The organism is Ignavigranum ruoffiae (assembly GCF_023195815.2).
GTDB classification, from domain to species: Bacteria; Bacillota; Bacilli; order Lactobacillales; family Aerococcaceae; genus Ignavigranum; species Ignavigranum ruoffiae.
This window is the reverse complement of the sequence record NZ_CP096206.2, coordinates 1,683,399-1,709,671: the sequence shown is the minus strand read 5'-3', so window position 1 is coordinate 1,709,671 and position 26,273 is coordinate 1,683,399. Positions and strand designations below refer to the sequence as shown.

The window sequence follows — 26,273 nt, the reverse complement described above, 5'->3', positions numbered from 1 at the left end:
CATGTTTGAAATTATTATCGTAACTCATGGGACACTTTCTGATGGCTTCAAAGACGCTGTTAATACGATAATTGGACAGAGTAAAAATATAAAAACTATAAATTTATTATCGGGAAAATCAATAGAAAATCTAAAAGATAAAATTTTAAAAACTGTCGAAGAAGCAGATAACGAAACGAATGAAGAAACTGGAGTTATTATATTCACTGATTTAGTTTCAGCCAGTCCATATAATCAATCAATATTAGCCATAAAAGAAGTTGATTTAAATTTTCAAGATAAAGTTTATGTCGTAGGTGGAGTTAATTTACCAATGGTTTTGGAAGCAGTAAATCATCAAATTTTAGGAACGAATATTCACGAAACCATCGATTCGATAACTTCTCAAGGAAAAGAATCAATAGGATATTGGAATATTAATCAACTAGATTTTAATCTTGAGGATGAAGATGAATTTTAATAGAAATTTGTTTTACTAGTCAGAAAGTGTGAAATTTATGAGTGTAGAATTAACCATTAAACCTGGACCACAATATTACTCTTATGGAAAAGGTGCTATTGATAATATCCCCAAATTATTAGATGAATATAGAGCTAAAAAGGTACTAATTCTTCATGGAAAGAAATCATGGGAAAAAGCAAAACCATTTTTTTCGAATGTATTTACAAGTGATTTTGATTTTGTATTCGAGAAATATTCTGGGGAGTGTTCATATTTAGAGGCAACGAGAATTTCAGAGATTATAGTACAAAATAATATAGATTTCGTTATTGGTATTGGAGGGGGCAAATTATGTGACTTGACGTTATTGGCAACTTCATACACAATGACCCCTTTTGGTTTGACTCCTACGTTAGCATCAAATTGTGCTCCATGGGCTGCATTATCAGTGATGTACAAAGAAAATGGAATGTCAGAAGGGAAATCTGCCCATCAAAATCATAACGCTGCTTTCCTTATTGCCGATCCACTTTTGGTCATTGATGCTCCGGTCAGATATTTTGTAGCAGGGATTGCGGATACACTTGTTAAATGGTATGAATCTGATTTAGTTACTTCTCAAGATTTTTTACAAGATTCACCTCTGGTAAAAATGGGGAGATATGCAGCTTTATTGTGTAAAGAGACCATTCTTAACCAAGCAACTCAAGCCATAAAAGATATGGAAAACGGACAATGCTCATCAGCATTTTACAATGTATCTGAGGTCGTTATTGTGATTTCTGGTCTTGTTGGCGGGTTAGCTGGGAAATATGCTAGAAATACAGCAGCTCATACCGTTCATGATGCTCTATCTGCGATACTTCCTGGTATTCATAAATATTTACACGGTGAAAAAGTGGCTTATGGGACATTTTACCAATTAGCTTTAGAAGAGAAATGGGAAGAAATTGATAGATTGTTGCCTTTTTATCGTGAATTGGGATTACCAACTTCTCTGACAGAGATGGGGCTATATCCTTTTACCGATGAAGAGATGAGTAAGATCACTAAACTTATGGTCAGCAAAGAAAAAATTCGTTTGTTACCACTGGAGATTAATGAAGAAATCTTAGCTGAAGTCTATGTAAAACTTGAAAAATATTTAGAATTTAAGAATACTCGGGGTGATTAATGGGATGAAATGGACATTTAGATGGTATGGCCCACAAGATACTGTTAGCCTTGAAAATATTAAGCAAATTCCAAACATGCATGGTGTAGTGGGAACAATTGTTGAAAAATTACCAGGAAGTGTATGGGAGTTATCAGAAATTAAAACCTTACAAAACCTAGTCGAAAAGCATGGATTAAAATTAGCTGGAATTGAATCAGTATCAGTTCATGATGCTATCAAAGCTGAAACTAGTGATCGTGATTTTTATATTCATAATTATCAAAAGACAATCCGTAATTTAGGCAAATGTGGTGTGAAGTTAATTTGTTATAGTTTTAAGCCGATTTTTGGTTGGGCTAAGACCAATATGCAGTACAAGTTGTCGGATGGCTCACTGACTTTAGAATATGATGATCGAATTGTCCAAACGATTGAACCCCAACAAATGTATGGACTGATTTCTGGACAGACTTCAGGTTTTCAATTGTCTGGATGGGAACCAGAGCGACTAGAAAAATTTCAGGAATTACAAAAAATGTATGAAGGAATTACTGAGGAAAAACTTTTTGAAAATCTAGTATATTTTCTTAATAAGGTTATTCCAGTTTGTGAAGAAGTGGGAGTCAAGATGGCGATTCATCCAGACGATCCTCCGTTTGAACTATTCGATTATCCTAGAATTACTAAGAACAAAGGAGATATTCTTCGAATTATAAATGCTGTAGATTCTCCGTGTAATGGTGTAACCTTTTGTACAGGATCGTTGGGGGCTAATCCTGAAAATGATCTCGTAGATATGGTTTATTCTTTTAAAGAAAAAATTCACTTTGTTCATTTTAGAAATGTCAAAGTCTTGGGCGATAAACATTTTATTGAATCAGCTCATTTTAGTGAAGAAGGTTCTTTAGATATGTTTGCTATAATGAGTGCACTATACGATATCGGATTCGACGGTATTGTTAGACCGGATCATGGAAGGACTATTTGGGGAGAAATTTCTCGCCCAGGATACGGACTTTATGATCGGGCTTTGGGGCTTACATACTTACAAGGCTTAAATGAAGCCGTGAAAAAAATGAGTTAAGCATTTAATAACCTAAGAATCCAATGTGATCAGAAAATACATTGAAACATTACATTGACCCCTAAAGATGGAATAATAAGAGCCAACTTTAGGGGTCTTCTATATATTTTGCGAAAATATTTTATCAGTCTACGGTTTCCGACTTTTAATTAATCCAAGTCCGGCGATAATAGATAGGGCTGCGCCAGTGAAGATAAGGCTTGGATCTTGTTCACCGGTTTCTGGTAAGCTACCAGCAGCTTGGATATTTATATCAGAAGCATTTGAAATTTGAGGGAGACTGTTATCTTTTATTGTGGAAATATTTTCTTTTTCAGTATCATTTGTGGTTTTATCTGTGTCATCAATCTCTTGGTTGGCATCTGTATTTTTATCGGGAGCTTGATTATCTTTATCTCCGGATTGATCAGGGAGCTCAGGATCAATCTCCGGTTTCTCGGGTTGTGGAATCGTTGGGGTATTGTTTGCAATATCATTCTCAACTTGGTTGATCGAGCTAGGGTCCTTGACTAAATTCTTGACAATCGCTTCATATTCTTTAGGAATGGTGTAGGTGCTATCTGCTACCATGAGACGAATCGGGTTAGCGTAGAACCATAGATCACTGTAATTGCGATCGTTAATCCGGTTGAAATGCGCCATCATTTGTTTCTTGTATTCCTCGGTCGGATGACTCCAATCGTAGGTCGCTTCATTGGCAGGCATTGGTTTCTTCAGTTCTTCATCGAGAAGTGGATTGCCATCTTGGTCGGTCTCTCCAGCTACACCAAGGCCATGATTGGTTCCTCGAAGACGCATATACATATCTTGATTAATAATGAAAGGAACTTTGATTGTGTGCCAACCGTCAGCATCTGCTTGAGACCAATTTGTCTGATCAAATCGTCTGGCAATCCGGGTGGTTGGGTTTTCTGCAGTAGTTTTGTCTGCCATTTCGCCAAAGATATTACCTACAATTAAATCAATATGGTCTAAAATGGGATGATTACTTACATTTGATCGGTGATCAGCAGAGAGGGGCTTATAATTATTCTTTTGTGTATCTTTGAAGCGAATGGTGAGGTTTGCCAAAGTGTCTTTAGCAACTTCAAGTGTACCGCCCATTTCAACCTTTTTGCCATCTGCTTCCACATAGAATTCTAAGCCAGAGATAAGATCGCCATAGACTGACCAAGAGTTTCCTATCTTTAATCCTTCAGAGATATCCTGGAAGGTGTTGCCTGAAACCTTAGTATAATTGCGGGAATATTCTGATGGCCAATAGCCTGAAGAGTAGATTCCATTCGACGAAATCTTAAAGTGGAAATCAGAATTTGCATAGTTGTAAAATTGACGACCTTCACCAAGCAGGGAATCCCAGACGCCTCCAACTTTGGCAATCATCAGGTCGGCGCCCCCATAGATATCTCGCATTTCACCACGGTCGCCTCCCATTTGATTTCCAGGCATCCCTTCTAAGCCAGCAACGATGTCGGGGGCAACGTTCAACATATCGCGAATATCTTCGACCCGAACTTCACCGCCCCCGCCATTGTGTCGGGAAGGGTGGTTGACTAAGAAGAATGAATGAGGGTAGTATTTTTGTAACCAACGGAGGCCATCATAAGCATTCGTCTTATCAGCCTTCACATTGTCTCTTGGCCCGAAGACTTCCAATTCATTATCCGTAAAAGCGGAAGTAGGAGTATCGTATGAATATAACCATTCGAAATGACGGATCGCATCCAGGGGTACTCGGTTAGTTGAATCTTCGATAATACCTACAGTAACATGGTCCAGGCCGAATAAGTCCCATTCAAAACCAGGATAGTAGATTTTACCGCTATATTTTCCTTGGGCTTTAAGCTCATTATATTTATCAATTTGAGATTGGATGGTTTTCCAGGTTGGCTTTTCATATCCGTTCCCATCTTTGACCAGCGGATCGCCATTAATATTGCGAGGAGATTTGCGGAAATGATCCTGCGACATATAATAATCGAAGGCTTGACCATAATCCAGGTTAGGATAAGCTTCTTCAGGTAATTGATCTAAATCTTCACGAAATCCTGCATTCAACACATTTTCTAAAGTCATATATTTCTCAGAGGCGTCGTTCGATTGATTGGTATGATTATGAAATTCACCGGTAACAATTCGTTCTTCGCTAGGAACGGTAGGGTCTTCAGCGAGTTGACCTTGGTCAGCAAGTTTAAGGGGGTCGGCATCGGCATTATAATAATCACCGGTATTTTCAACTTCGTTTTCACCATTCTCATTCACGGTAGTGTGAACCGATCCTTCAGGGGCCTGATCTATCATGGCTTGGACTTCTTCTACTGTCTTAGCTTCGACAGATTGGTTAGCCGTTAAGCCAACTAACGTCATTGATGATAATAGTAGACTTGCAGCAGTGATAGGAAATTTGCGCATTTCATTAACTCCTTTTTGGCTAGATTTACTTTCATTATAAGGGCTAATTTTTTAATTTATGTAAATTTGGAGTAGAGAAATGTAAAAGTTTTGTAAATTTCCCTAACGATTGTTATGGTTGATATGTTTGGGTTACAACCAGTCTATAGCAAAATATTTTCATGATAATTCTATGAAAACGTATTAAATTAACTTTGTGATGAAAACAACTAACTTTTTATGTTATAATCTACCAGTAAATTTTATGATGAGTTTTCATCAATGAGAGGATTTTTCTTATGGACTTATTGAATATTTTTGAGCAGACGCTGACCGACATGAATGTGGTCAGTGCCATTACTTCGACCGTCTTTGTTATTTTGGTCGGTTACTATTGTCGGAAGCGCGAGATTTTTTCTGAAGCAGTGAGCAAGATTTTGTCTAAGGTAGTCTTGACGGTTGCTTTACCTGCATTGGCTTTCAATGCTTTTATGAAACCAATCAATCAGGAACAACTCCAACAAGGAATGAGTGTGCTGATTTGGGGGATCTTGATTTACATCGTCTTAATCTTTGTGACAAAGATCTTCTATTTGAAGTATGAAGGCGATCGCAAGACCACGCTAGAAATCTTGACCATCTTTGGTTCAACGACTTTCTTCGGGATTCCAATTATTTCGGCGATTTATGGTGATGAAGGGGTAATCTATGCCAATATCTTTAATATTGGTTATCGTATCTTTTTATACTCTTATGGTTTCATTGCTATGTCTGGATTGAAAATGGATAAGAAGAATGTCAAAACCATGTTCTTAAATCCAATTGTCTTAGCGACCTTTGGTGGCTTATTCATCTGGCTCTTCCAAGACCAACTGCCACAAGTTCAGACTGCTGATGGAGCCGTGGCATTCTTGCGGATTGATGCGACCGCCCCTTGGTTATATAAACCTTTAGAATATTTGGCTAAATTATCTTCACCGTTAGCTTGGTTATCGATCGGGGCCACTTTGGGCAGTCTGAAGTTCTCACAAGCAGCTTCCAACCGCACAGCCTGGTATTATACGGTGATGAAAATTATCGCTGTGCCAGTGATTAACATTCTAGGCATTTATCTATTACATGGGACGGGGCTCTTACATTTCAATCCAACTAGCTTAGCAACCACAGTCATTATGATGGCAACCCCAACTGCTACCGTTGCAGCCGCTTATGCCATTAATTTTGATAAGGATGCTGTCTTAGCTTCCAATGCTTCTTTATTGTCAACCTTAGCCGCAGTAATCATGATTCCACTTTGGATTGTAATTTTAGAAATTATTAGTCAAACAGGCATATTATAGAAAGGGTGCGATAGAATGTTTAAGATTGCATGTTATGGTGTACGGGAGAATGAAGTTGAATTCTTCAATAAATTGAACAAATATGATTATGATTTGACTTTGTATTCAGAATATTTAAATCATGAGAATGTTGCCACAGCTGAAGGTCACGATGCAGTTCTACTTCGTGGTAATTGTATTGCTGATGCGCAAAATTTAGCTAAGTTCGAAGAATATGGGATTCAATATGTCTTTACGCGGACGGTTGGCTTTAATCATATCGATGTTGAAGAAGCTAAGCGTTTGGGTATGAAAGTAGCACGAGTTCCTGGTTATTCACCTAATGCCATTGCCGAATTGTCTCTCACTCTAGGGATGACCTTATTGCGCAATGTACAGTACACCGCACACAATACTTCAATCAATCAAGATTTCCGAGTAACCCCGCGGATGTTTAGTCGTGAAGTGCGGAATTGTACAGTAGGTGTTATTGGTACCGGTCGAATTGGATTAACCGAAGCCAAATTATTTAAAGGTTTAGGAGCCAAAGTCCTAGGTTATGATGTGTTTCAATCTGAGGCTGCTAAAGAAGTGGTTGAATTTGTGGAACTAGACGACCTATTAGCTCAATCAGATATTGTCTCGCTTCATGTCCCATTAATTAAAGGGGAAAATGAAGGCATGATCAATCGGGAATTTATCAGCAAAATGAAAGATGACGCGATTCTAATTAACACCGCCCGCGGCGAATTGCAAGATAACCAAGCGATTATTGATGCGATTAAGAACAATAAACTTTACGGTTTTGCTGCCGATGTGCTTCCTGGCGAAAGTGATGTCTTCTTCAAGAAATTTGATCAAGCTAACCCAGTCCCTCGTCAAGATGTGCTTGACTTGATGAATTTATACCCACGAGTCCTATTAACACCTCACGTTGGGTCTAATACGGATGAAGCTTTGACCAACATGATTGAGATTTCTTATGATAATTTCAACGATGTCTTAACTAAGGGAAGCTCAGAAAATGAATTATAAAATAAAAGCTTAATAAAAGCAGTAGGCTTTAAATTAAATGCGGAAAGACCCTCTAAAGTCGGATTTTCTAGTCCAACTTTAGGGGTCTCTTTTTGTTTACTGTTTATTTGATATATAGGTAAATGAATTAAAATAGAATGACTAACCATTCAATGTTACGAGTTTATGGTTGCCAACGTGAACCATAAATAGAAACGCATCAAAAAACCTGCCCGCCAAGCGAACAGGTTAACCACTCTTTGCAATAGAGGGTGGCTCTCAAACAAGTTAGCTACATCGATAAATTCAAGGACTAGACTTGAATTGTAGGTAAAGTTATGAACGTTATATTGTCAATAGGGATAATTCTTGGACGAGCTAACTTATTGTGAAAGTTTACCAGAAAATCATGCGATCAGCAGGTGCCATGTACATTGGATCGCCCTCTTGTACACCATAGGTTTCATAGAATTCTTCAAAGTTTTGCACTGGGATATTTGTCCGTGTTTCGGCTGGAGCATGTTCGTCAGTGACTAGTCTCATCTTACCAAATTCAGGACGAAGTTTAATGGCCCAGGTGCGAGCATAAGATTCAAAGAATTCTTTGTAGTTAGGATCTCCTTTACGTTTCAAACCTTCTAAAGCTACGGACATACCACCATTATCGGCAATATTCTCAGCTAAAGTTTGTTCACCGTCAACTTGGCCATCATAGATTTCATAGCCATCATATTGATCAATCATCACTTTAGTGCGGTCTTCATAGGCAGCGTAGTCTTCTTCAGTCCACCAGTTTTCGAATGCACCATCGGCATTGAATTCTGCACCACTTGGGTCGAAAGCGTGAGTCAGTTCGTGACCAACCACATTACCTACCCCACCGTAGTTTTGGCTATCTGTTTGATCTTTATCGTAGAATGGTGCTTGCAAGATACCTGCAGGTAAGCAAATTAAGTTTGAAGTTGAGCTATAATACGCATTGACAGCGAATGGTTCCATTCCCCATTGGTTTTCGGCCACAGGTTGGTCATAATCTTTCAAATCATTTACCACATCGACCTTATTAATTCCTTTAATACCATCAAAGAATGATTTTTCTGGGTCTACTTTATAGTCAGGGGTATTCTTATTATATTCATCACCATATCCGACCATAACATCCATCTTGTCTAATTTTTCGATGGCTTTTTTACGGGTTTCTGGGCTTAGCCATTCATTATTATTTAGGCGTTCTTTGTACATATCAATAATATCATAGGTAATATCTTCAACTTCTTTACGAGCTTCTTCACCGAAGTATTCTTTACCATAAGCATTACCGATAACATCATAGAATTGGTAGATAATTTCTTTGTAAGCGGCTTTATCTTGAGGTGTTGGTTCTTCAATACCACGTTGAGCCATTCCATATTCAGCTTGTAATAAACGAAGTTCTTCGGTTAAATATGGAGCAGCTGCGATGGCTTGTTTAACTAACATCCATGATTTCAATTCTTCAAAGTGTTCTTCACCCATCATATCAGCAAGACCACCAGAGAATGATTTATCATCGATATTAATCTTTTCAACTTTTGTACCGATAATATTTTCTAAAGCTGATAATAATTTGAAACTATCGGTCATGCCTTGTGCATCTTCCACAGAAATTGAGAAGATATTGTCACTATATTTAGGACGTTCTTCACTTGGCGTACGGTATTCAGCCATCAAAGCATCGAAATTAAGAGTATTTTCTAGATGTTTAGCTGCTTCTTCTTCGCTGTATCCCATAGCAACTAAGATTTTTTCGCCTGATTCACGGTAAACTTTAAGTAATTCAGGCGCATCTTCATTACCTTCATCATAATAAGAAGTATCTGGCAAGATTAAGCTACCAGATGCGATCATTAATTCATTGGTTTTAGGATCTTCCAAACCTGGTGAACTATACACATAGAAAGGTAATGGCAGGTCTTCTTCAATCCATTCACCTAAACGATCAGCTAAATCTTCAGCAGATTCTAGCGATTCAATCTTTTCTAAATATGGTTTAACCGGTTCAGCGCCTTCTTCTTCACGACGATCGAAATCATAGGCTAAATCATAGTAATTCATCATTTGTTGTTCTTCTTCGTTTTGAGGTTCAACTTTACCATCTTTAAGATCTCCTAAGATGGTCTTCAAACGTTCATCAACAATTTCATCTAATTCATCATTGACTCCGATAGCGACTTCGTCAGCAGCCATTTCCATATTATCTAAATATTCTTTATTGACAGCCTCAAAGAAATCTTCCTTATAATCTGGAATCTCAGTGCTCGCTTCTTCTTCTTGAGCTAGAACGATAGGACTTTGCCAAATAATTGGGGCGCTTTGTACGCCAACACCTAAGGCCAGAATTGCTACCATTGAAGCTCCAACAAAATTAAATTTCTTATGACTCATTCCATAACTCCTCTCGATAATTTCGTCTCAACCAAGAAAAATAGATACCCATATACCTACAACAATCCCTGATGGAAACGCTAACAAGAGTATAAGCTATAAATCCATAAACTGCAATGATAAGTCCTATAAGTAATAATTATATCCATATAGCTTTTAGCAATAGATTAACTTTTTCATTATAATTACCGGAAAATTTAATCCAAATATCATTTAGTGTCTATTTATCAGTAATTTGGGTCTAACTCAGAATATCTTGTTTAGGAATTCGTATATAAATCATATCATTATACATCTGCCTCTATCTGGTTTATAATATACTTATCAAATAAAGAGGGGGAATTACTCATGTCAGAAGAAAAGAAAAAAAGCTCAATGTTTGATAAAGTTTCTGGTTCAGTCAAAGAAACTGTCGGAAAAGTAACAGATAACGAAAAATTAAAAGCAGAAGGTGCTACTCAAAAAGCCAAAGGTAAAGCGAAAGAAGTTATCGAAGATGCTTCAAACGCAGCTAAAGGTTTTGTAGACGGACTTTCTGAAAAGAAATAAGTTAAAGTGAATGGACCAGTCCCTTGACGGGGCTGGTTTTTTTGATTTGTTTATTGAAAGTACTTTCTGAAAATATATTAATATTGAAAATCTAAACAATTTCCAATAAAATATTTGTAAGCGGTTGAGGTTATTTAGTTTGTTAAAGAAAAGGAGATTGAGATGGAAATTAAAGATAGCTTAGTGCCAGTAATCGAGTCGCTCTATCCTTCATTTACTGAGACAGAGAAAGTCATTGCTCAGTATTTTATTCAGCCGCCGACAGAGTCATCAGATTATTCTGCCAAATCTATCGCTCAAACTCTCCATGTTTCGGAAGCTTCACTGACTCGATTTGCCCAGAAGTGTGGCTATCAGGGTTATCGGGAATTTATCTTTGCATACCGACAGAAGGATCAACCCAATTATCAGAATAATGCGTTGGCGATTGAGAATGTTTTAAAGGATTATTCTGAAATTATTAATAAAACCTATAGTTTGATGAAGGAAGAACAACTGAAACATATTGCTCAACTCATCTCTGAAACGCAAAGAATATATATTTATGGAATTGGAAGTTCTGGTTACGCTGCCCAAGAGACGCGTTATCGCTTAATGCGTTTAGGATTGACGGTTGATGCGATTACTGATCCTGAAATGATGGCAATGAATCAAGTTGTACTGAATTCGACCTGTCTAGTCATTGGTTTTTCAATTTCTGGTGAGACTTTTTCTGTACTAAAATCGTTAAAACAAGCTGCTAGCCAAGGGGCCAAAACCCTATTGATTACTTCTAAAGCCAAACCGCTTTATGATGATCAAATTCAGGTGATTCTGAATTGTGCCAGTCTGGCGAATTTAAATTTTGGCAATCGAATCTCGCCCCAATTACCCATCTTGATGGTGATTGATATTATTTATGATTATATTATGGACCTCGACCGAGTCCAACGAGGAAAAGTTTTCCTAGATACTTTATTTGCGATAGAAAAAGGAGTGGATAATAAAGATGAATAAACAGGATTTTATAGATGTTATAAAAAAAGGTTTGATTGTGTCATGTCAGGCCTTGCCAGGAGAACCTCTATATATAGAAGAAGGTCAAGGTTTGATGCCTTATATGGCTCTGGCAGCTCAAGAAGCAGGAGCAGTTGCATTGCGAGCCAACTCAGTGCGTGATATTTTAGCCATTCGTCAGCAAGTAGATCTGCCGATGATTGGGATAATTAAACGTGATTATCCACCTCAAGAACCTTTTATTACGGCTACGATGAAAGAAGTAGACCAACTCATTGAAACTGGAGTTGAAGTGATTGCTTTAGATTGTACACAGCGACCCCGGTATGATGGTTTGAGCATTGAAGCATTTATCCAACAGATTAAAGCTAAATATCCTGACCAGTTATTTATGGCAGATATATCGACCTTTAATGAAGGCTTGGCAGCTTATCAAGCAGGTATTGATTTTGTTGGAACGACACTTTCTGGTTATACCAACTATAGTCGTCAATCAGATCAGCCTGACTTTGAATTGGTAAAAAATTTAGTGGCTGAAGGAATTCCCGTCATTGCTGAAGGAAAGATTCATTATCCTGAACAGGCGCGAAAAATGAAAGAACTCGGGGCGACTGGAATCGTTGTCGGTGGGGCGATTACTCGACCTAAAGAAATTGCTCAACGTTTTATTAAAGGATTAGAAGGATAAGGAGGAAAGCATATGTTTAAAGAATTCTCGAAGTTAGGCCAAGCGTTTATGCTCCCGATTGCAATTTTGCCGGTAGCAGGGCTATTACTCGGTCTGGGAGCTGCTTTATCAAATGATGCTGCTATTGCTGCCTTCCCCTTTTTAGGGGCAGAATGGATTCAGTCCGTATTTGCAGTAATGGCTGGAGCCGGGAATGCGGTCTTTGCCAATTTACCATTGATCTTCTCTATTGGTATTGCTGTGGGACTGGCTAAAGGTGACAAAGGAACTGCGGGTCTGTCGGCTGGAGTTGCTTTTCTAGTCTTTACAGCAACTATTAGTTCACTTTTGCAGTTGTATTCTGACGCTGACGCGACAATTGATACTGGTGTTCTTGGTGCTTTGGTCATTGGGTTGACGGTAACTTATTTACATAATCGCTATCGTAAAATTGAGCTACCACAATTTTTAGGTTTCTTTGGCGGATCACGATTTATTCCGATTGTTTCATCGTTATCAGCCATTGTATTAGGTAGTATCTTCTATTTAATCTGGCCCCCCATTCAAAATCTCTTAGTAGTCTTGGGTGAACAAATTGCTCGAATGGGTAGCTTGGGTTCTTTCCTATATGGATTTTTTTACGGCTTACAGGAGCCGTAGGTTTACACCATACCATCTATCCATTATTCTGGTATACATCCTTAGGTGGGGTAGAAACGGTGGCGGGACAAACAGTTTCGGGTGCTCAAAATATCTATTTCGCTCAACTTGCGGATCCAAACTTTAGCGGATTGTTCACTTATGGAACGCGTTTTTTTGCTGGGCGTTTTGCTACAATGATGTTTGGTCTGCCTGCTGCATGTTTAGGGATGTATCATGCTATTCCTAAAGAAAATCGCAAAGCCAATGCCGGATTTTATATGTCTAGTGCACTCACCTCATTCTTAACTGGGATTACCGAACCGATTGAATTTTCTTTCTTATTTGCAGCACCTTGGTTATACGTCATTCACGCTTTCTTAGATGGTGTCTCTTTCTTGGTAGCCGATTTATTGCAAATCCGAATTGGTAATACTTTCTCTGGTGGACTGATTGACTTTACTATTTTTGGACCTTTGCAAGGTCAAGCGCAAACTCATTGGTTGCGCGTTCTGCCGGTCGGAATTATTTGGGCACTGGTTTATTATTTTATTTTTAGGTATTTAGTCAAACGATTCAAAGTAGCCGTACCTGGTATGGAGTTGAATGTGGGTGAATTTGAATCTGGAACCGAACAATCATCGACAGATTTAAGTCAAAGAGCTCAAGAAATCATTGCGGCTTTGGGTCAAGCAACAAATATTGAAAATGTAACTGCTTGTGCCACACGGCTGCGGGTATCCGTGGTGGACACCCAGCAAGTTGATAAGACTAAGTTGAAACAACTTGGAGCTACGGCAGTTGTCGACGTTGCTAATGGAATTCAAGCAGTCTTCGGTGGCAAGTCAGATTTATATAGCCAGGAAATTAATCAAATCCTTGGTCATGAAGAATAGAATTTATTGACCAGTCCCTTGACGGGGCTGGTTTTTTAATTCGCTTTAATAGGGTTGGCAGTAGATGCATGTTATAATTTCAATAGAAAGGGTGAGACGTATGCCATGGAATATGCAAGATTATCCGCCATCGTTTAAGAATTTCGAAACCTTAGAGCGGAAGAAGATGATTGATATTGCCAATGCCCTCTTAGCCAATGGTTACGATGAAGATCGGGCCATCCCCATTGCCATTGCTGAAGGAAAGAAGTGGTTTGCCAAGGCGACTGATAAAGAATTGAAGGAGCTTAAAGCAGAAGCGAATCCTTCTAAAAGAGATAAACATGACCGTGATTCGACCAATCCTGATTTATTAGATGAAGATGTTGAAGTTTATTTTGAAGATGACCAGTGGAAAGTTAAGACTAAGAAAGCGAAAAGAGCTTCTGACAGTTTTGCTAGTAAGGCTGAGGCGATTAAACGGGCTAAAGAAATAGCTAAGAATAAAGAATCTAAAGTGGTACCTTATACCAAAGAAGGCAAGAAACAAAATGAAAAATAAGTTTTAGGATGAGTGTTGAAGTCATGAGATGTCAGTGTTTAGTGGTCACCATGAATTAGAGAAGACAAAAATGAATCTGAATGATTATCACCTCCTATCCTTTGGAAGAAGGCCGATAAAATAGAAACACAAATAGCCGAATATTTACCGATGAAATTTCCCCATAGATTCAGCCCAATTGTCTGGCAAGTTTTAGCTAGACAATTATGGATCGCATTACTTTAGGGGAAACATAGACCTATAAAGGTCGGGTCGCCGGTAAATATTCGGTTTGTCTATTTTCTAAACACCAAAAAGTCTGGCTTTCGGGCTAGCACTATTCTAATCTAATACAGTGTTTTATGATAGAGATAAATTGTTCGGCCCTTGGTGTCAATCTGGCAGTCAAACTGCTGATAGCCCAGAGGCTCGTATAAACCTTGATGTTGAGTGTTAATATATAAGTCTTGCTGATTCTGGGCTTTGGCGTGGAGCTCGACTAAGTGAACGAGGTCTCGACTTAAGCCGCGTTGACGGAAACTAGGCTCAACATAGACAGTAGCAATACAAGGACAAATGGCTGGATCGGCAATAATATCTTGTTCGACATAAGCGGCGAAGGCCACCAGTTGGTCTTTTTTATTAGCATCGGGGCTATCTTGACTTAATATGAAGTAATAATCGGAGGGCGCCATCGATTGCTGACGCAAAATATCGGCTACATAAGTTCCAGCTGGCCAATCGATGGCTTCAATAGCTACTAACAAATGAGAAGGTACTGAATCTCCTTTTCGAATAATATATAGCATTAGCATTCCTTTCTATGGTCAATTTGTCATTTCTAAGGATGAATCCTTTTATCCAACAGATTTGCACAAATTATTCATCAGAGCTTATTCTTTAACTAGATCCTCAGTCAATAGCGGATTTGGTAAAAATCTTGGTTAAATCATACCCAAGACAACATATCTATAGAAAAGCATAGCTTTACGCTATAATAGAATCAAGGAAAACGGATGTTTGACAGAGAGGAGGGATTAAATGAAGATACCAGCGATTAACTTTGAAGAATTAAATTTTATAACCATTTTGATTCGCTGTTTGATGGCCATGATTCTGGGTGGTTTAATTGGTTTTGAGCGTGGTTTAAATAATCAACCGGCCGGGATGCGAACTTATATCCTCGTCAGTGTCACTTCAGCCATGGTAATGATGACCAATCAATTTGTCGCCAAATTCTATCCAGGAGTGGATCCGAGTCGGATGGGTGCTCAAGTGGTCAGTGGTATCGGCTTTCTTGGCGCTGGGATGATTCTGATTACCAATCGCGATAAGGTCAAAGGATTAACCACAGCAGCCGGTTTGTGGTCGTCAGCCTGTTTAGGTTTAGCGGTGGGCATTGGTTTCTATGAGGTCGCCTTAGTGGTTGCGATCATATTGATTATCACTCTCGTCTATTTGCAAAAGGTTAAACATCGACTTAAAGATCGATCGCCTTATGAACAATTTATTCTCCAAACCCAAGACATAGATAGTTTTAATCAAGCCATCGCCTTTATCAATGACTCTCTGATTACGATTAATAAAATACGACCCTGTTCGACGCATAAGTCGGATCAGGCTTATCTCATCGAGTTAGAATTTCCGCTAGAAGTCAATGTAGAAAAATTTATCAGCGAATTTAATCAACTTAAAGGGAGTCAATTATTATTTGAGGATGGACCTTCGAAATAGCATTAAATCACCATTTATAGCCCTGTCAAAAAAGTTTGACAGGGAATTTTTGACGAAAAAATGGCCTTGTCTAAAAGATTTGATAGACATCGATCAATAAAATGAATACAGTAGAGACACAAGGAGGGATTGCGATGACAATAGGTCAGCAATTAAAGACTGCTCGCATGCAAGCAGGTATGACCCAAGAAGAGATTTCAGAAGCCTTAGATGTTAGTCGGCAGACGATTTCTAATTGGGAGAATGATAAGTGTTATCCCGATGTACGAACGGTCATTGAATTAAGTGAACTGTATCAGTTGAGTCTGGATGCCTTGTTGAAGAAGAATAAAGAATTTGTTCAACATATTGATGACAATACCAATGTGGTTAAAAGCAACCGAAAACTTATCAAAGCGATTGTAATCAACATTTTACTAATTTTAATAGTTTTACTGATTAATTATTTCTTACCCCTGAAGATTTATGGCTTAGTTACCATTTTTATCTTGGCTCTATGTATGACTGGTTTCATTTATTTTGAACTCATTCGTCGACTTTAAGGAGGGAAAAGAATGGATACGCGCTTAATAATATTTGTTTGTGGTCTGGCGATTTGTGTATTCGGAGGAATTCAATTAGCACGAATGATCTATCGACTCACGGTGATGGATGCCAAGGCTCGGCACTTACCTTATCCACGATTTTGGGGCATCTTCAATCTCGGTGGTAATAATGGCGGCGGCAACATTTTGTTATATTTACTAGGTCGGCGTCAGTTTCCGATTAAAGATGAAAGCATCATTGATCCAGAAAAAGTTCAGCATTATAAGCAGAGAGCGCGCTTAGCTTTAGCCTTCCATTTAATTGGAGCGGTCATTTTGATCATCGGTTTTTTCTGGTATTTCAACTGAATCACTGAGAAAGTCCTAGCAATATCAATCCATTTCTATGATATAATGAGAGTAAAATGAGAGAGGAAGGATATCATGGAAGGATATAATCAAGTTAAAGAAGCCTTGGATAAACTCGACATTCCTTTTGAGATTGTCGAACATCCTCCTGCTTTAACCACGGAGCAAGCCGATCAATTTATTGAGGGGGTTGAAGGGGTCCGGACCAAGACCATGTTTCTAACCAATAAAAAGAAGACGGCCTATTACCTCTTAATTATGGATGATAGCAAACAACTTGACATGAATCATTTCAAAGAATTAGTTCAAGCCAATAAAATCCGTATGGCTTCTGAAGATAGTCTTTTCGAGAAAATGGCCTTACCTGCTGGTGTGGTTTCTCCCTTTGGTTTATTGAATAATCAGGAGAAGGATATTCAAGTTTATTTTGACCAAGAAATTGTTGATGAAGAACGAATGAGTTTCCATCCTAATACCAATGAGAAGACACTTTTCCTGAAAACCACCGATCTATTTAAATTCTTGAAAGCGATTGGTTTCGATTATACCATTTTGTCCATCTAGTGAAGCCACTAAACCGCTAGGCTAAGATATTAAAACTAGCGCAGGCTGAAGCTTTTTTAATCAGTATTTGATTGGATCTCGATTTAACTTTCACATATAGAAAATTATAGAACCAATAAAATTGATCTACTCACTCATCCTTAGCAATTTAGTCTAGGGATAGGGGTAGTTTTTTTATTTTGCTTTATCGAGGGCTCATTAAAAAATTGAAAGATAAAGTATGATTAAGGATAATGGTTATCATTCAATTATATAATTGAATGACCAAGACTTTTCTGTTATACTATACTCAATTAAATAATTGAATGAGAAGGTGTTCCAAATGACCATGCCGGTATGCCAAGAGTTTCAAAATCATCCCGACCGGGTAAAACAAGTTCGCCAAGAATTAGAAAGTTTACCCTTAGATAAAGTTACCAATTTTCTTAAAGCGATTGCCGAAGATAATCGGACTAAGATTGTCACGGCTATCAGTCGTTACCCAGAATTATGTGTCTGTGATATTGCCAATATTTTGGGCATTAGCCAAGCCAATGCTTCCAGTCACCTGCGCAAGTTATATAAAGTAGGGGTGATTAAGGATCGAAAAGAAGGCAAACAAGTTTACTATTCTTTAGAAGATGAACATGTTCAAGCAATTATCAATAAGACGATTGAACATATGGAGGAAGATTAATGAATGCAAGCGAACGTACTTATCAATTAATGAATTTAGATTGTGCAAATTGTGCGCGGAAATTTGAAGAGAATTTATTGAAATTAGATTCAGTTTCTCAAGCTTCGGTTAATTTTGCAGCGACCAAGGTTCGGATTAGCGGAACCGCCAGCATTGAAGAAATCGAACAAGCTGGAGCTTTCGATAATATTAAAGTAGCGCGCCCAGATCAGACGACATCTTCGCAGCCTATTATATTTAAGAAAGAGAATCTGCCAGCTTTCTTAGCTGCTTTGATCATGGTCTTAACCTTCGTATTGGGCTATTTCAATCCTGGTCAAAAAGACTTGATCGAATATGGCTATATCTTAGCGATTGTTGTCGGTGGCTGGGACCTCTTTAGAACCGGTCTGCGGAATTTATTTCAACTCGAATTTGATATGAACACCTTAATGACCGTGGCTATTATTGGCGCTGTTTCCATCCATCAATGGGCCGAGGGAGCAATGGTCGTTGTTCTTTTTGCCATCAGTGAAGCCTTAGAAAGTTACTCAACCGACAAGGCCCGTCATTCATTGGCTAGCCTAATCTCATTGGCACCAAATCAAGCCTGGGTGATTGAAGATAATCAAGAGATTGTAAAAGATGTCAGTCAAATCCAGCTAAACCAGATTATTCGAATTAAACCAGGCGATCGGGTAGCTCTGGATGGAGAAGTTATCAAAGGCAGTACAAGTATTAATCAAGCAACGATCACTGGAGAAAGCATGCCAGTGGTCAAAGAACTTGGTGATACCGTCTATGCGGGGACCTTTAATGAAGAAGGTGTGATTGATGTCTGCGTCACTAAACTAGCTGAAGATACCACCTTGGCTCATATTATCAATTTAGTAGAAGAAGCTCAGGAAGAAAAAGCTGGCGTCCAATCTGTCATCGATCGTTTCGCTAAATATTACACGCCAGCCATTATGGTCATCGCGGCTTTGGTGATGCTTATTCCACCCTTATTCTTCAATCTCTCTTGGTCTCATTGGTTCTATCAAGGACTCGCTGTGTTAATTATTGGTTGTCCTTGTGCTTTGGTGATTTCTACACCGGTAGCGATTTTAACCGCCATTGGGACAGCAGCCAAAGAGGGTATTCTAATTAAAGGGGGACGCCATTTAGAGAACCTGGCCAAGATTCGTACCATTGCCTTTGATAAGACAGGAACCCTGACGCAAGGTCAAACACAATTGAATCAGACCATTGCTTTAGTGGACCAACCTCGTTACGAAATTTTAATCGCTTTAGAGAGCCGGGCTAACCACCCCTTAGCTAAGGCTATCGTAGAAGGTCTATCCAACAAATTAGATAACAAAAAAATGGTCGATCTTGAAGCATTTCAGTCCATCACTGGAAAGGGTCTAAAGGGGATTTATCAAGGAAAGACTTATTATGTGGGTCAACCCATTCTTTGGCAGAATCATCTTGATTCAATCGATAAAAGGATTAGCGAACAGTTGACCGAATTACAAGAAGAGGGTCAGACGGTGGTTTTATTCGGTAATCTGCAGGAAATTCAATTAATTTTAGCCGTAGCTGATCAGGTTCGTGATCAGGCTGCTGAATCTATTGGCTATTTGAATGATTTAGGTTTAACTTCATGGATGTTAACGGGAGATAATCTGGCCACAGCCCAGGCCATGGGACAATTAGTAGGGATTGAAGAGATTAAGGCTTCTTTGTTACCAGAGGACAAATTAGCTGTCATTCGTCAACTAGGTTCTCAAGCTCCGATTGCGATGGTCGGTGATGGCGTGAATGATGCGCCCGCTTTAGCTGCGGCGAATATTGGGATAGCGATGGGTGGAACCGGCACCGATACAGCCTTAGAAACGGCAGATATTGTATTAATGTCAGATAATCTTCTACAAGTTCCGGCAACGGTCAAACTGAGTCAACGAACCTTACGGATTATAAAAGAAAATATTATCTTTTCACTCGGGTTAAAATTGATTGCCCTCTTATTAGTCATTCCTGGCTGGCTGACCTTGTGGTTAGCTGTCTTCGCTGATATCGGTGCCACCTTATTAGTTACCTTAAACAGTATGCGTCTGCTTAAATCGTCGGTATATCATTCATCAACAAAAAACGCCAAGATGAATAAAATCTAGCTAAAGAAAAAAGAGGAAAACATACTCGCTGGTATGTTTTCCTCTTTTTCAGCTGATGATTAATGTTCTTCAGTTAATTTCTTAAACAGGCTAAGGGCAGCTAATAAGATAAGCATAGCTAAACCATGAATAAGATTTAAGGATGAAGCTTCCCCTGTTTCAGGCAATTTTTGACTTTGTCCATCTGTCGTTGTCTTTTCTTCTGTTTTTTGCTTCATTTTCTGATCAGTCTGACTGTTTTGGGTTGCATCTTCTTTCATAACTTCTGTAGTGGTTTGACTGTTAGCTTCTGCTTGGCTGTTCATCTTTTGTGTTTCTTTTATAGATTTTGTCTTTGCGTCGGTTGAAGCATTTGACTCAGGCGTTTTTTGTCCATCGTTTGGTTGATGAGGAGCAGGTGAAGCATTCTTATCTGAGTTAGATTGGGAATCTTTCGCAGCAGAATCTGTTTGTTTGTCTTTTTCTTTAGCATCGGACGCTTGATTATTTTGATCTGGCTGATCTTGCTCTTCTTTTACTGAATCATCTTGGTTTGGTTTGGACTGGTCTTTATCTTGATCGGGTTTTGCTGAATCTTCTGAGTCTGAATTATTTTGTTCATCTTCAGTCATGTATTCAGGCAATTCAATCGATAGCGTCTTTGGTCCGCCTAAGTCATAACGGAAGGTATAACCAATATTTGTTCCGTCTACTTCAATGCCATAGTTAACTTCTTTCTTTAAGCCGTCGCTTTCAAGCAAGGTAAGTTGTCCATCTTCTTCCAGAGTTTTGCTGAAGCTTTGGTCGGATTTAAGATCGCGGAAAGTTAGGCGGGTTCCTTTAGCTAATTTCTTGCCGTCTTTATAATGAAGTTCAAGCTCAACTTGTAGCGGATCTTTGGCTCCGGCTAAAGGAAGATATACTCGATAGCTTTGATCTGCTTCAGCTGTTAGGGAAGTAATGTTTTCCTGTCCGTCAACCGATATTTGATATTCTTGACCAAGAATTAGCCCATCTTCTTCGCTGAAAGATAAATCTCCGGCAGATTCGATAGTTTTAGTAATCTTTTGGTCTTGATGACTGAGACTTACTTTGCGACCAATTTCAACAGGAAGACCGTTGGTATAGCGTAAGATTAAATAAATTTGGCTGACTTCCTTGGCTTTAGCATAGTCAGGTACCACAACAGCTAGCTCTTTTTCACCACCAAGGTCATAGCGGAAAGTCGAACCAATGTTCGTTCCATCGACACTGATTTCATAATTTACTTCTTTCTTTAAGCCATCTGCTTCGGTAAGTAGTAAGACCCCTTCTTCAGTTATGTTCTTAGTGAATTGGCTACCATCTTTTAAATTGGTCAAGGTAATGGGTGTTCCCACCGGTAGTGAGCTACCATCTTGATAAGATAATTGTAAGATCAGTAGTAAAGGATCTACTGCTCCCGGAAGTGGTAGTGAAATCACATGTTCCTGCTCCCCTTGACTAGTAAAGCTAAAAACATTGGCCTGTTGGTTAACGCTCACCTGATAAGTTTGTCCATTTTCCAAGCCATCGGAAGGTAAGAATTGTACGTAGCCATTGGCATCGGTCATTCTTTCCATTTGATGGATGCCATTGCTCAAGCGAACTAGGCTGCCTTCGTCTACTGGCAGTCCATTGCTATAAACAATTCTAAGTTGGGCACTACTGCTTTCACCGATATGGATGATTAAATCTTCTTCACCATTATTGTCAGTGTTTGTGCCACCGCCGTAGTCTTCTACCCCAGCATTCTGCGGAGCATCGATCTCTTCGGCCAAAACCAGTGAACTCGATTCACTTGAAATAGCTAGTAACAAAGTACTTGCGGCCAGCCAACGATAAAATTTCTTCTTTAACATCAAATTCCTCCTAAAAAGTAACTATTACTATTAGAGTATAATTATTTGATAGATTATTGTCAATATTAATTTTTCAAAAGATGCTTATATAATACTTTACAGATAGTTAGAAGTTCTCAGTTATCTCATTTATACTTTAATTAAGTAATAACAAATTAAGTTGAAGGAGGAGAAATCATGACGACTAATCCTAGAGATCGATATAAGGCGGATGGTTTTCCTGAGCAATCCAGTAAATCTCCTGCGCTACAAAGTGAAATGACCCCGCTGCCAGATTGCGGAGAGCAATCTTATCAAGGTCAACAACGCCTTTCAGGACGTAAAGCCTTAATCACTGGTGGAGATTCTGGAATCGGCCGGGCGGTGGCCATTGCTTTCGTTCGTGAGGGTGCTCAAGTTTGTGTCCAATATTTACCAGGAGAAGAGGAAGATGCTGAATCGTTACAAGATTTATTGAGTCAAGATGGCTATTCCATTGAAATAATCGCTGCTGATTTTTGTCAGCCAGGAGAAGGCCGGCGAGTGGTGAAAGAAGCTTTTACAGTCCTCGGCCATTTAGATATTTTAGTTTTGAATGCTGCCCAGCAATTTGCTGTCGCTTCCTTAAGTGATTTGTCGCTAGCACAAGTCGAACAGACTTTCCAAGTTAATTTCTTTACGATGATTGAGATGATTAAAGAAGCTGAACCCAATTTAGCACCGGGAGCAAGTATTATTACAACCAGCTCTGTGCAAGCATTTAATCCAAGTACTCAACTTTTAGATTATGCGGCGACAAAGGCTGCAATCAGCAACTTAACAATCAATCTGTCCCAATATTTTGCTGAGAAAGGAATTCGGGTCAATGGGGTGGCCCCTGGTCCAATTTGGACACCGCTCCAATTGGATGCCGGACAACTTCCTGGGGCACTGAAGGACTTCGGCCAAAATAGTTTACTCGGCCGAGCGGGTCAACCGGTCGAATTGGCTGATGTTTATGTATTCCTAGCTTCTGAACAAGCTTCCTATGTGACCGGACAGATTTACGGCGTCACAGGTGGTCAGAATATTAATCTTTAATTGAATATTCGTTGATGAGTCTGCTCAGTTTATTAAGACTGGGCAGTTTTTATATATCTAAAATTCAGACAGCTTCCTATTTCTAGCGGATATTGTACAATGGAAAGGAATAGAACGTGGATTGGGAAGAGGAGGAAATAATATGTTACGACATTATGATGATTTGTTTGATTGGAATTTGACAACGACCATTGCAGAAGAGCAAGATGGTTACTATCGCTTTGAAGATACTATTTTTTATGGAGCCAAAGGAGGAATGCTGGCCGATCACGGTACGATTAACGGACAGCCGGTCCTCGATCTTAAATGGGAAGGGGATCGACTCTTTCATAAGGTTGCTGAGCCCTTAAGTAATCCGATTCATCTAGCTTTAGATGGGAAGCGTCGTCTATTGAATAGTCAAATTCAATCAGCCTTACATTTACTAGATGGTTACTATCGACCTTATGATATTCAGTTAACTGCTGTGTCGGTTGAGCCAGGAAACCAATGGTATCAAATTAATCGCAATCAAGTGACAGAAGAAGATTTGGCTAAGGTTGAGAACCATATGCAAGATGCTATCTTAGCCGCGATTCCAGTGACTTACGAATACTATCCTGGCTCCAAATATCCCGACCCAGCTTATGCCCAACACGATGAAGTTCGGGTGGTGAGTTTTGGTAATTTAGATCGTCAACCCTGTGGGACCCCTCATGTCAACAATACCAGTCAGATTGCTTCTTTTGTAATCTTAGGACAGAAGAAACATGGAGACCAGACTCGGGTGGAAATCGCCGTCGGTTTGGCTGCGAGTCAGCTTTTGCAAGCTAAGAATCATAAAGTAGAAGCTATCCGTCATTTACTGAATACTAAAGAAGAAACTATAGTAGAAGATATTGAAGAGCTGATTGATCTTAAGAAAAAGAATAAAGATCGATTGAAAGTTTTATCGGATTCTCTAGCAGACTATCAAAGTGAGGCGATTGCTCAAAGTCCTGAGATAATTATTCAAGACCAGGTTGCCATCGAGAGTATGCGTCAGGTTTCGCAGAACTTGCTCAAACACCCAATTGATTTAAAAATATTAACCAACCAAGAAGACGGTGTTTGCCATTTTTCTATTGTTTCTCCTGCAGGTCAAGCACGAGACATTCTTAATTCTTTAGAAGCGGAAATTAATTTAAGAGGAGGCGGCTCACCCAAGATTGTATCGGGACGGACCGAGCACGCTCAAGAAGAACTTGTTCAGCTCTTCAATCAGATCGTCTCAAATTTAAAATAAAGTTAAAATTTGGCGCCAAAAACAATATTTCTCATTTAAATTTGTTTCATTGTATCATAAAACAGCGCTAATCTTCGCAGAAAGATAATTATCAAACTATTAGGATTCGCTTTCCTATTATCTTCACCTAATATTTATGAGTAAATGCTAAGATAATTATATTACGATTAAAAGCATAGTATTTCACATGAGAACGTGATATGATGAAAGTAAATAAAACGCTTTCACGAAAGTGAAAAGCAGAAAATGGGAGGATACTATGTTAGGAAGAAATAATTTTGTTGAGAAAGGTCGTCGACTGGCTGACCGCCAACAACGATTTACAATTCGTCGTTTAAGTGTGGGAGTGGTATCAGTTCTATCTGCCTCATTATTATTCTTCGGTGGACAGACTGAAGTTCAAGCTGAAGAAGCGGTTGAAGAGATCGCTGTTGAAGAAACCGTTGTGACAGATGAAGAAGACCCAGCCGTTCTCGAAGGGGATTTGGCTGATGAAGAACCTGACCTGACTACAACAGAGGAAGAAACCACTGAAAAAGAAGAAACACCAACCGTCGGAAATGATCCAACCTTGAAAGAACAAGGGGCGGACATTTTAGAAGATCCAGACTTTGGTAAAGAGGCTTTAGAACACGTCGAAGTGCTTTCAGGAGAGATTGGTAGTCGGGTAGTGGGCACGCCAGGTGAAGCACAGGCTATGAAATATATCTTAGACCAATTGAGCAGTTTTGGCTATAAACCTGAAATTCAAACCTTTACCTATAAGGTAAAAGAGAAAGAATATACTTCACATAATATTATTGCTACCAAAAAAGGAGAATCTGATAAGGAAGTCATTGTCGGGGCTCACTATGATTCAGTAAACTCTGGTGGATCTGTCGGTGCGGATGATAATGCTTCAGGGATTGGTGTACTTTTAGAAACCGCCAAACGATTTGCAGATCAAGCCAGCAAATTTACCTTGAAGTTTATCGCCTTTAGCGCAGAAGAAGTCGGTTTAAAAGGGTCAAAAGCTTATGCAGCCTCAATGACGGAAGATCAAGTTAAGAATACCCTAGCGATGATCAATATGGACTCACTGATTGCTGGCGATAAGAAATACATTCACGCTGGAATGGGTGGCGAACATTGGGCCCTTAATCAAGCCTTTGATATTGCTAAACTCCTAAAAATCGATGATATGGAACCGAATCCAGGCTTGAATGAAGATTATCCTTTTGCTGAAACAGGAGACTGGAGTGACCATGCGCCATTTAATAAGTTAGGAATTCCAATTGTTTATTTTGAAGGAACAAACTGGGAAATTGGCGATAAAGATGGTTATGTTCAAACTGAAGATAATGGACCTATCTTCCATACTGGTATGGATAATCTTGAATTCTTAAATGAAACATACCCAGGACGGGTAGAAGACCACTTATACAGTTATTCAGCGATTCTTTATAACTTATTGATGAACATGGCTGATCCAGCCAGTCCTAGTGTAGATGTTCCTGAAGTTGAAGAACCAGAAAAACCAATTGTAGATGGACCGGTAACCCCTGCACCAGAAAAACCAGAAGTCGAAGATAAACCGCTAGTTGGTGGTGACGGTGCGGAAGAAACAAATCCTAAAGAAACCCCTGAAGAACCTGAAAAAGATATGGAAGATAGTGGGGAAGAAATGATGGAGACTGCACCTGAATCAAGTGCGAAGTCGCTACCAGAAACCGGTGAAGGTCAAGGCTTAACCTTATTGGCTACTAGCTTAACGGCCTTAGGAACGAGCTTGCTTTTCTGGAAGAAAAAACAATAAGCAGACTATTGAACATAAGCTAACGAAATCAAGAACTTATATGGTCACACCACAGATAAGATCCGAGGACTAACTCGGGTCTTATTTTTATTGAAAAAATAATAAATGATTGAGATAGTTTCATGTCCATAGATAAAAGAGAGTTTATGACTTAAAGAGAGAGGGATTCATAACTCAAACATTATTCATAATTTGCA

The 26,273-nt window shown here is 39.0% G+C and carries 22 protein-coding genes and 1 pseudogene; 19 read left to right on the top strand and 4 right to left on the bottom strand.

The window, feature by feature from the left end; all coding sequences use genetic code 11:
- Window position 1: 1 nt before the first annotated feature.
- The 3 genes from M0R79_RS08040 to uxuA are packed head-to-tail and all read left to right on the top strand — an operon-like array spanning window position 2 to window position 2,682.
- Window positions 2-460, top strand: coding sequence for a PTS sugar transporter subunit IIA (locus tag M0R79_RS08040; protein ID WP_248417138.1), 459 nt, complete (start codon window positions 2-4; stop codon window positions 458-460).
- A 37-nt stretch (window positions 461-497) separates the two neighbouring features.
- Complete coding sequence (locus M0R79_RS08035) at window positions 498-1,616, top strand: iron-containing alcohol dehydrogenase family protein (protein ID WP_248417139.1); 1,119 nt, start codon at window positions 498-500, stop codon at window positions 1,614-1,616.
- Window positions 1,617-1,620: 4 nt separating this feature from the next.
- Window positions 1,621-2,682, top strand: a complete 1,062-nt coding sequence (gene uxuA / locus M0R79_RS08030; RefSeq protein ID WP_248417140.1) for a mannonate dehydratase — start codon at window positions 1,621-1,623, stop codon at window positions 2,680-2,682.
- Window positions 2,683-2,811: 129 nt separating this feature from the next.
- On the opposite strand, the gene M0R79_RS08025 is transcribed toward uxuA, so the two are convergent.
- On the bottom strand, window positions 2,812-5,094 hold the full coding sequence (locus M0R79_RS08025) for an LPXTG cell wall anchor domain-containing protein (protein WP_248417141.1): 2,283 nt from the start codon (window positions 5,092-5,094) through the stop codon (window positions 2,812-2,814).
- Window positions 5,095-5,372: 278 nt separating this feature from the next.
- Between M0R79_RS08025 and M0R79_RS08020 the strand changes: the two genes are divergently transcribed.
- Both M0R79_RS08020 and M0R79_RS08015 read left to right on the top strand, forming a co-directional pair.
- Complete coding sequence (locus tag M0R79_RS08020; RefSeq protein WP_092571179.1) at window positions 5,373-6,413, top strand: AEC family transporter; 1,041 nt, start codon at window positions 5,373-5,375, stop codon at window positions 6,411-6,413.
- 15 nt (window positions 6,414-6,428) lie between these two features.
- A complete protein-coding gene (locus tag M0R79_RS08015; RefSeq protein WP_092571181.1) occupies window positions 6,429-7,427 on the top strand; it encodes a 2-hydroxyacid dehydrogenase in 999 nt (332 codons plus the stop codon).
- A gap of 375 nt (window positions 7,428-7,802) precedes the next feature.
- On the opposite strand, the gene M0R79_RS08010 is transcribed toward M0R79_RS08015, so the two are convergent.
- Entirely contained in the window at window positions 7,803-9,830 is a 2,028-nt protein-coding gene (locus tag M0R79_RS08010; RefSeq protein ID WP_092571183.1) for a M13-type metalloendopeptidase, read from the bottom strand.
- Window positions 9,831-10,178: 348 nt separating this feature from the next.
- On the opposite strand from M0R79_RS08010, the gene M0R79_RS08005 reads away from it, so the two are divergent.
- From M0R79_RS08005 to M0R79_RS07985, 5 genes and pseudogenes are all read left to right on the top strand, one after another.
- Window positions 10,179-10,379: a CsbD family protein gene (locus M0R79_RS08005; RefSeq protein WP_092571185.1), complete on the top strand. Its 201-nt coding sequence runs from the start codon at window positions 10,179-10,181 to the stop codon at window positions 10,377-10,379.
- Between the two features lie 162 nt (window positions 10,380-10,541).
- Window positions 10,542-11,375, top strand: a complete 834-nt coding sequence (locus M0R79_RS08000; protein ID WP_092571187.1) for a MurR/RpiR family transcriptional regulator — start codon at window positions 10,542-10,544, stop codon at window positions 11,373-11,375.
- Window positions 11,368-12,063, top strand: coding sequence for an N-acetylmannosamine-6-phosphate 2-epimerase (locus M0R79_RS07995; protein WP_092571189.1), 696 nt, complete (start codon window positions 11,368-11,370; stop codon window positions 12,061-12,063). The genes M0R79_RS08000 and M0R79_RS07995 overlap by 8 nt, the downstream gene beginning before the upstream one ends.
- Window positions 12,064-12,075: 12 nt before the next feature.
- Window positions 12,076-13,577: pseudogene (locus M0R79_RS07990) on the top strand (PTS transporter subunit EIIC).
- A 100-nt stretch (window positions 13,578-13,677) separates the two neighbouring features.
- Entirely contained in the window at window positions 13,678-14,118 is a 441-nt protein-coding gene (locus M0R79_RS07985; RefSeq protein WP_092571193.1) for a DUF2188 domain-containing protein, read from the top strand.
- 326 nt (window positions 14,119-14,444) lie between these two features.
- Here M0R79_RS07985 and M0R79_RS07980 read toward each other — a convergent pair whose 3' ends face one another.
- The gene (locus M0R79_RS07980; RefSeq protein ID WP_159428847.1) at window positions 14,445-14,906 is read right to left on the bottom strand and encodes a GNAT family N-acetyltransferase; all 462 of its coding nucleotides are present in this window, start codon (window positions 14,904-14,906) and stop codon (window positions 14,445-14,447) included.
- A gap of 232 nt (window positions 14,907-15,138) precedes the next feature.
- Between M0R79_RS07980 and M0R79_RS07975 the strand changes: the two genes are divergently transcribed.
- The 6 genes from M0R79_RS07975 (at window position 15,139) to M0R79_RS07950 (ending at window position 20,099) form a co-directional block, all read left to right on the top strand.
- Entirely contained in the window at window positions 15,139-15,831 is a 693-nt protein-coding gene (locus tag M0R79_RS07975; protein WP_092571206.1) for an MgtC/SapB family protein, read from the top strand.
- A 134-nt stretch (window positions 15,832-15,965) separates the two neighbouring features.
- Window positions 15,966-16,373: a helix-turn-helix domain-containing protein gene (locus M0R79_RS07970; protein WP_092571209.1), complete on the top strand. Its 408-nt coding sequence runs from the start codon at window positions 15,966-15,968 to the stop codon at window positions 16,371-16,373.
- Between the two features lie 12 nt (window positions 16,374-16,385).
- Entirely contained in the window at window positions 16,386-16,724 is a 339-nt protein-coding gene (locus M0R79_RS07965; protein ID WP_092571211.1) for a hypothetical protein, read from the top strand.
- A gap of 75 nt (window positions 16,725-16,799) precedes the next feature.
- Window positions 16,800-17,288 carry a prolyl-tRNA synthetase associated domain-containing protein gene (locus M0R79_RS07960; RefSeq protein ID WP_092571213.1) on the top strand — a complete coding sequence of 163 codons (489 nt, stop codon included), beginning with the start codon at window positions 16,800-16,802 and terminating at the stop codon, window positions 17,286-17,288.
- 322 nt (window positions 17,289-17,610) lie between these two features.
- A complete protein-coding gene (locus M0R79_RS07955) occupies window positions 17,611-17,964 on the top strand; it encodes an ArsR/SmtB family transcription factor (RefSeq protein ID WP_248417142.1) in 354 nt (117 codons plus the stop codon).
- Entirely contained in the window at window positions 17,964-20,099 is a 2,136-nt protein-coding gene (locus M0R79_RS07950; protein WP_092571218.1) for a heavy metal translocating P-type ATPase, read from the top strand. The genes M0R79_RS07955 and M0R79_RS07950 overlap by 1 nt, the downstream gene beginning before the upstream one ends.
- 59 nt (window positions 20,100-20,158) lie before the next feature.
- Here the strand turns inward: M0R79_RS07950 and M0R79_RS07945 are convergent, their stop codons facing one another.
- Window positions 20,159-21,958, bottom strand: a complete 1,800-nt coding sequence (locus M0R79_RS07945) for an MSCRAMM family adhesin SdrC (RefSeq protein ID WP_248417143.1) — start codon at window positions 21,956-21,958, stop codon at window positions 20,159-20,161.
- A 177-nt stretch (window positions 21,959-22,135) separates the two neighbouring features.
- Between M0R79_RS07945 and M0R79_RS07940 the strand changes: the two genes are divergently transcribed.
- The 3 genes from M0R79_RS07940 (at window position 22,136) to M0R79_RS07930 (ending at window position 26,076) form a co-directional block, all read left to right on the top strand.
- Window positions 22,136-23,017 carry an SDR family oxidoreductase gene (locus tag M0R79_RS07940; RefSeq protein WP_092571222.1) on the top strand — a complete coding sequence of 294 codons (882 nt, stop codon included), beginning with the start codon at window positions 22,136-22,138 and terminating at the stop codon, window positions 23,015-23,017.
- Window positions 23,018-23,159: 142 nt separating this feature from the next.
- Complete coding sequence (locus M0R79_RS07935; protein ID WP_092571224.1) at window positions 23,160-24,281, top strand: alanyl-tRNA editing protein; 1,122 nt, start codon at window positions 23,160-23,162, stop codon at window positions 24,279-24,281.
- A 259-nt stretch (window positions 24,282-24,540) separates the two neighbouring features.
- Window positions 24,541-26,076: a M20/M25/M40 family metallo-hydrolase gene (locus tag M0R79_RS07930; RefSeq protein WP_092571226.1), complete on the top strand. Its 1,536-nt coding sequence runs from the start codon at window positions 24,541-24,543 to the stop codon at window positions 26,074-26,076.
- The last annotated feature ends 197 nt before the right edge of the window (window positions 26,077-26,273 follow it).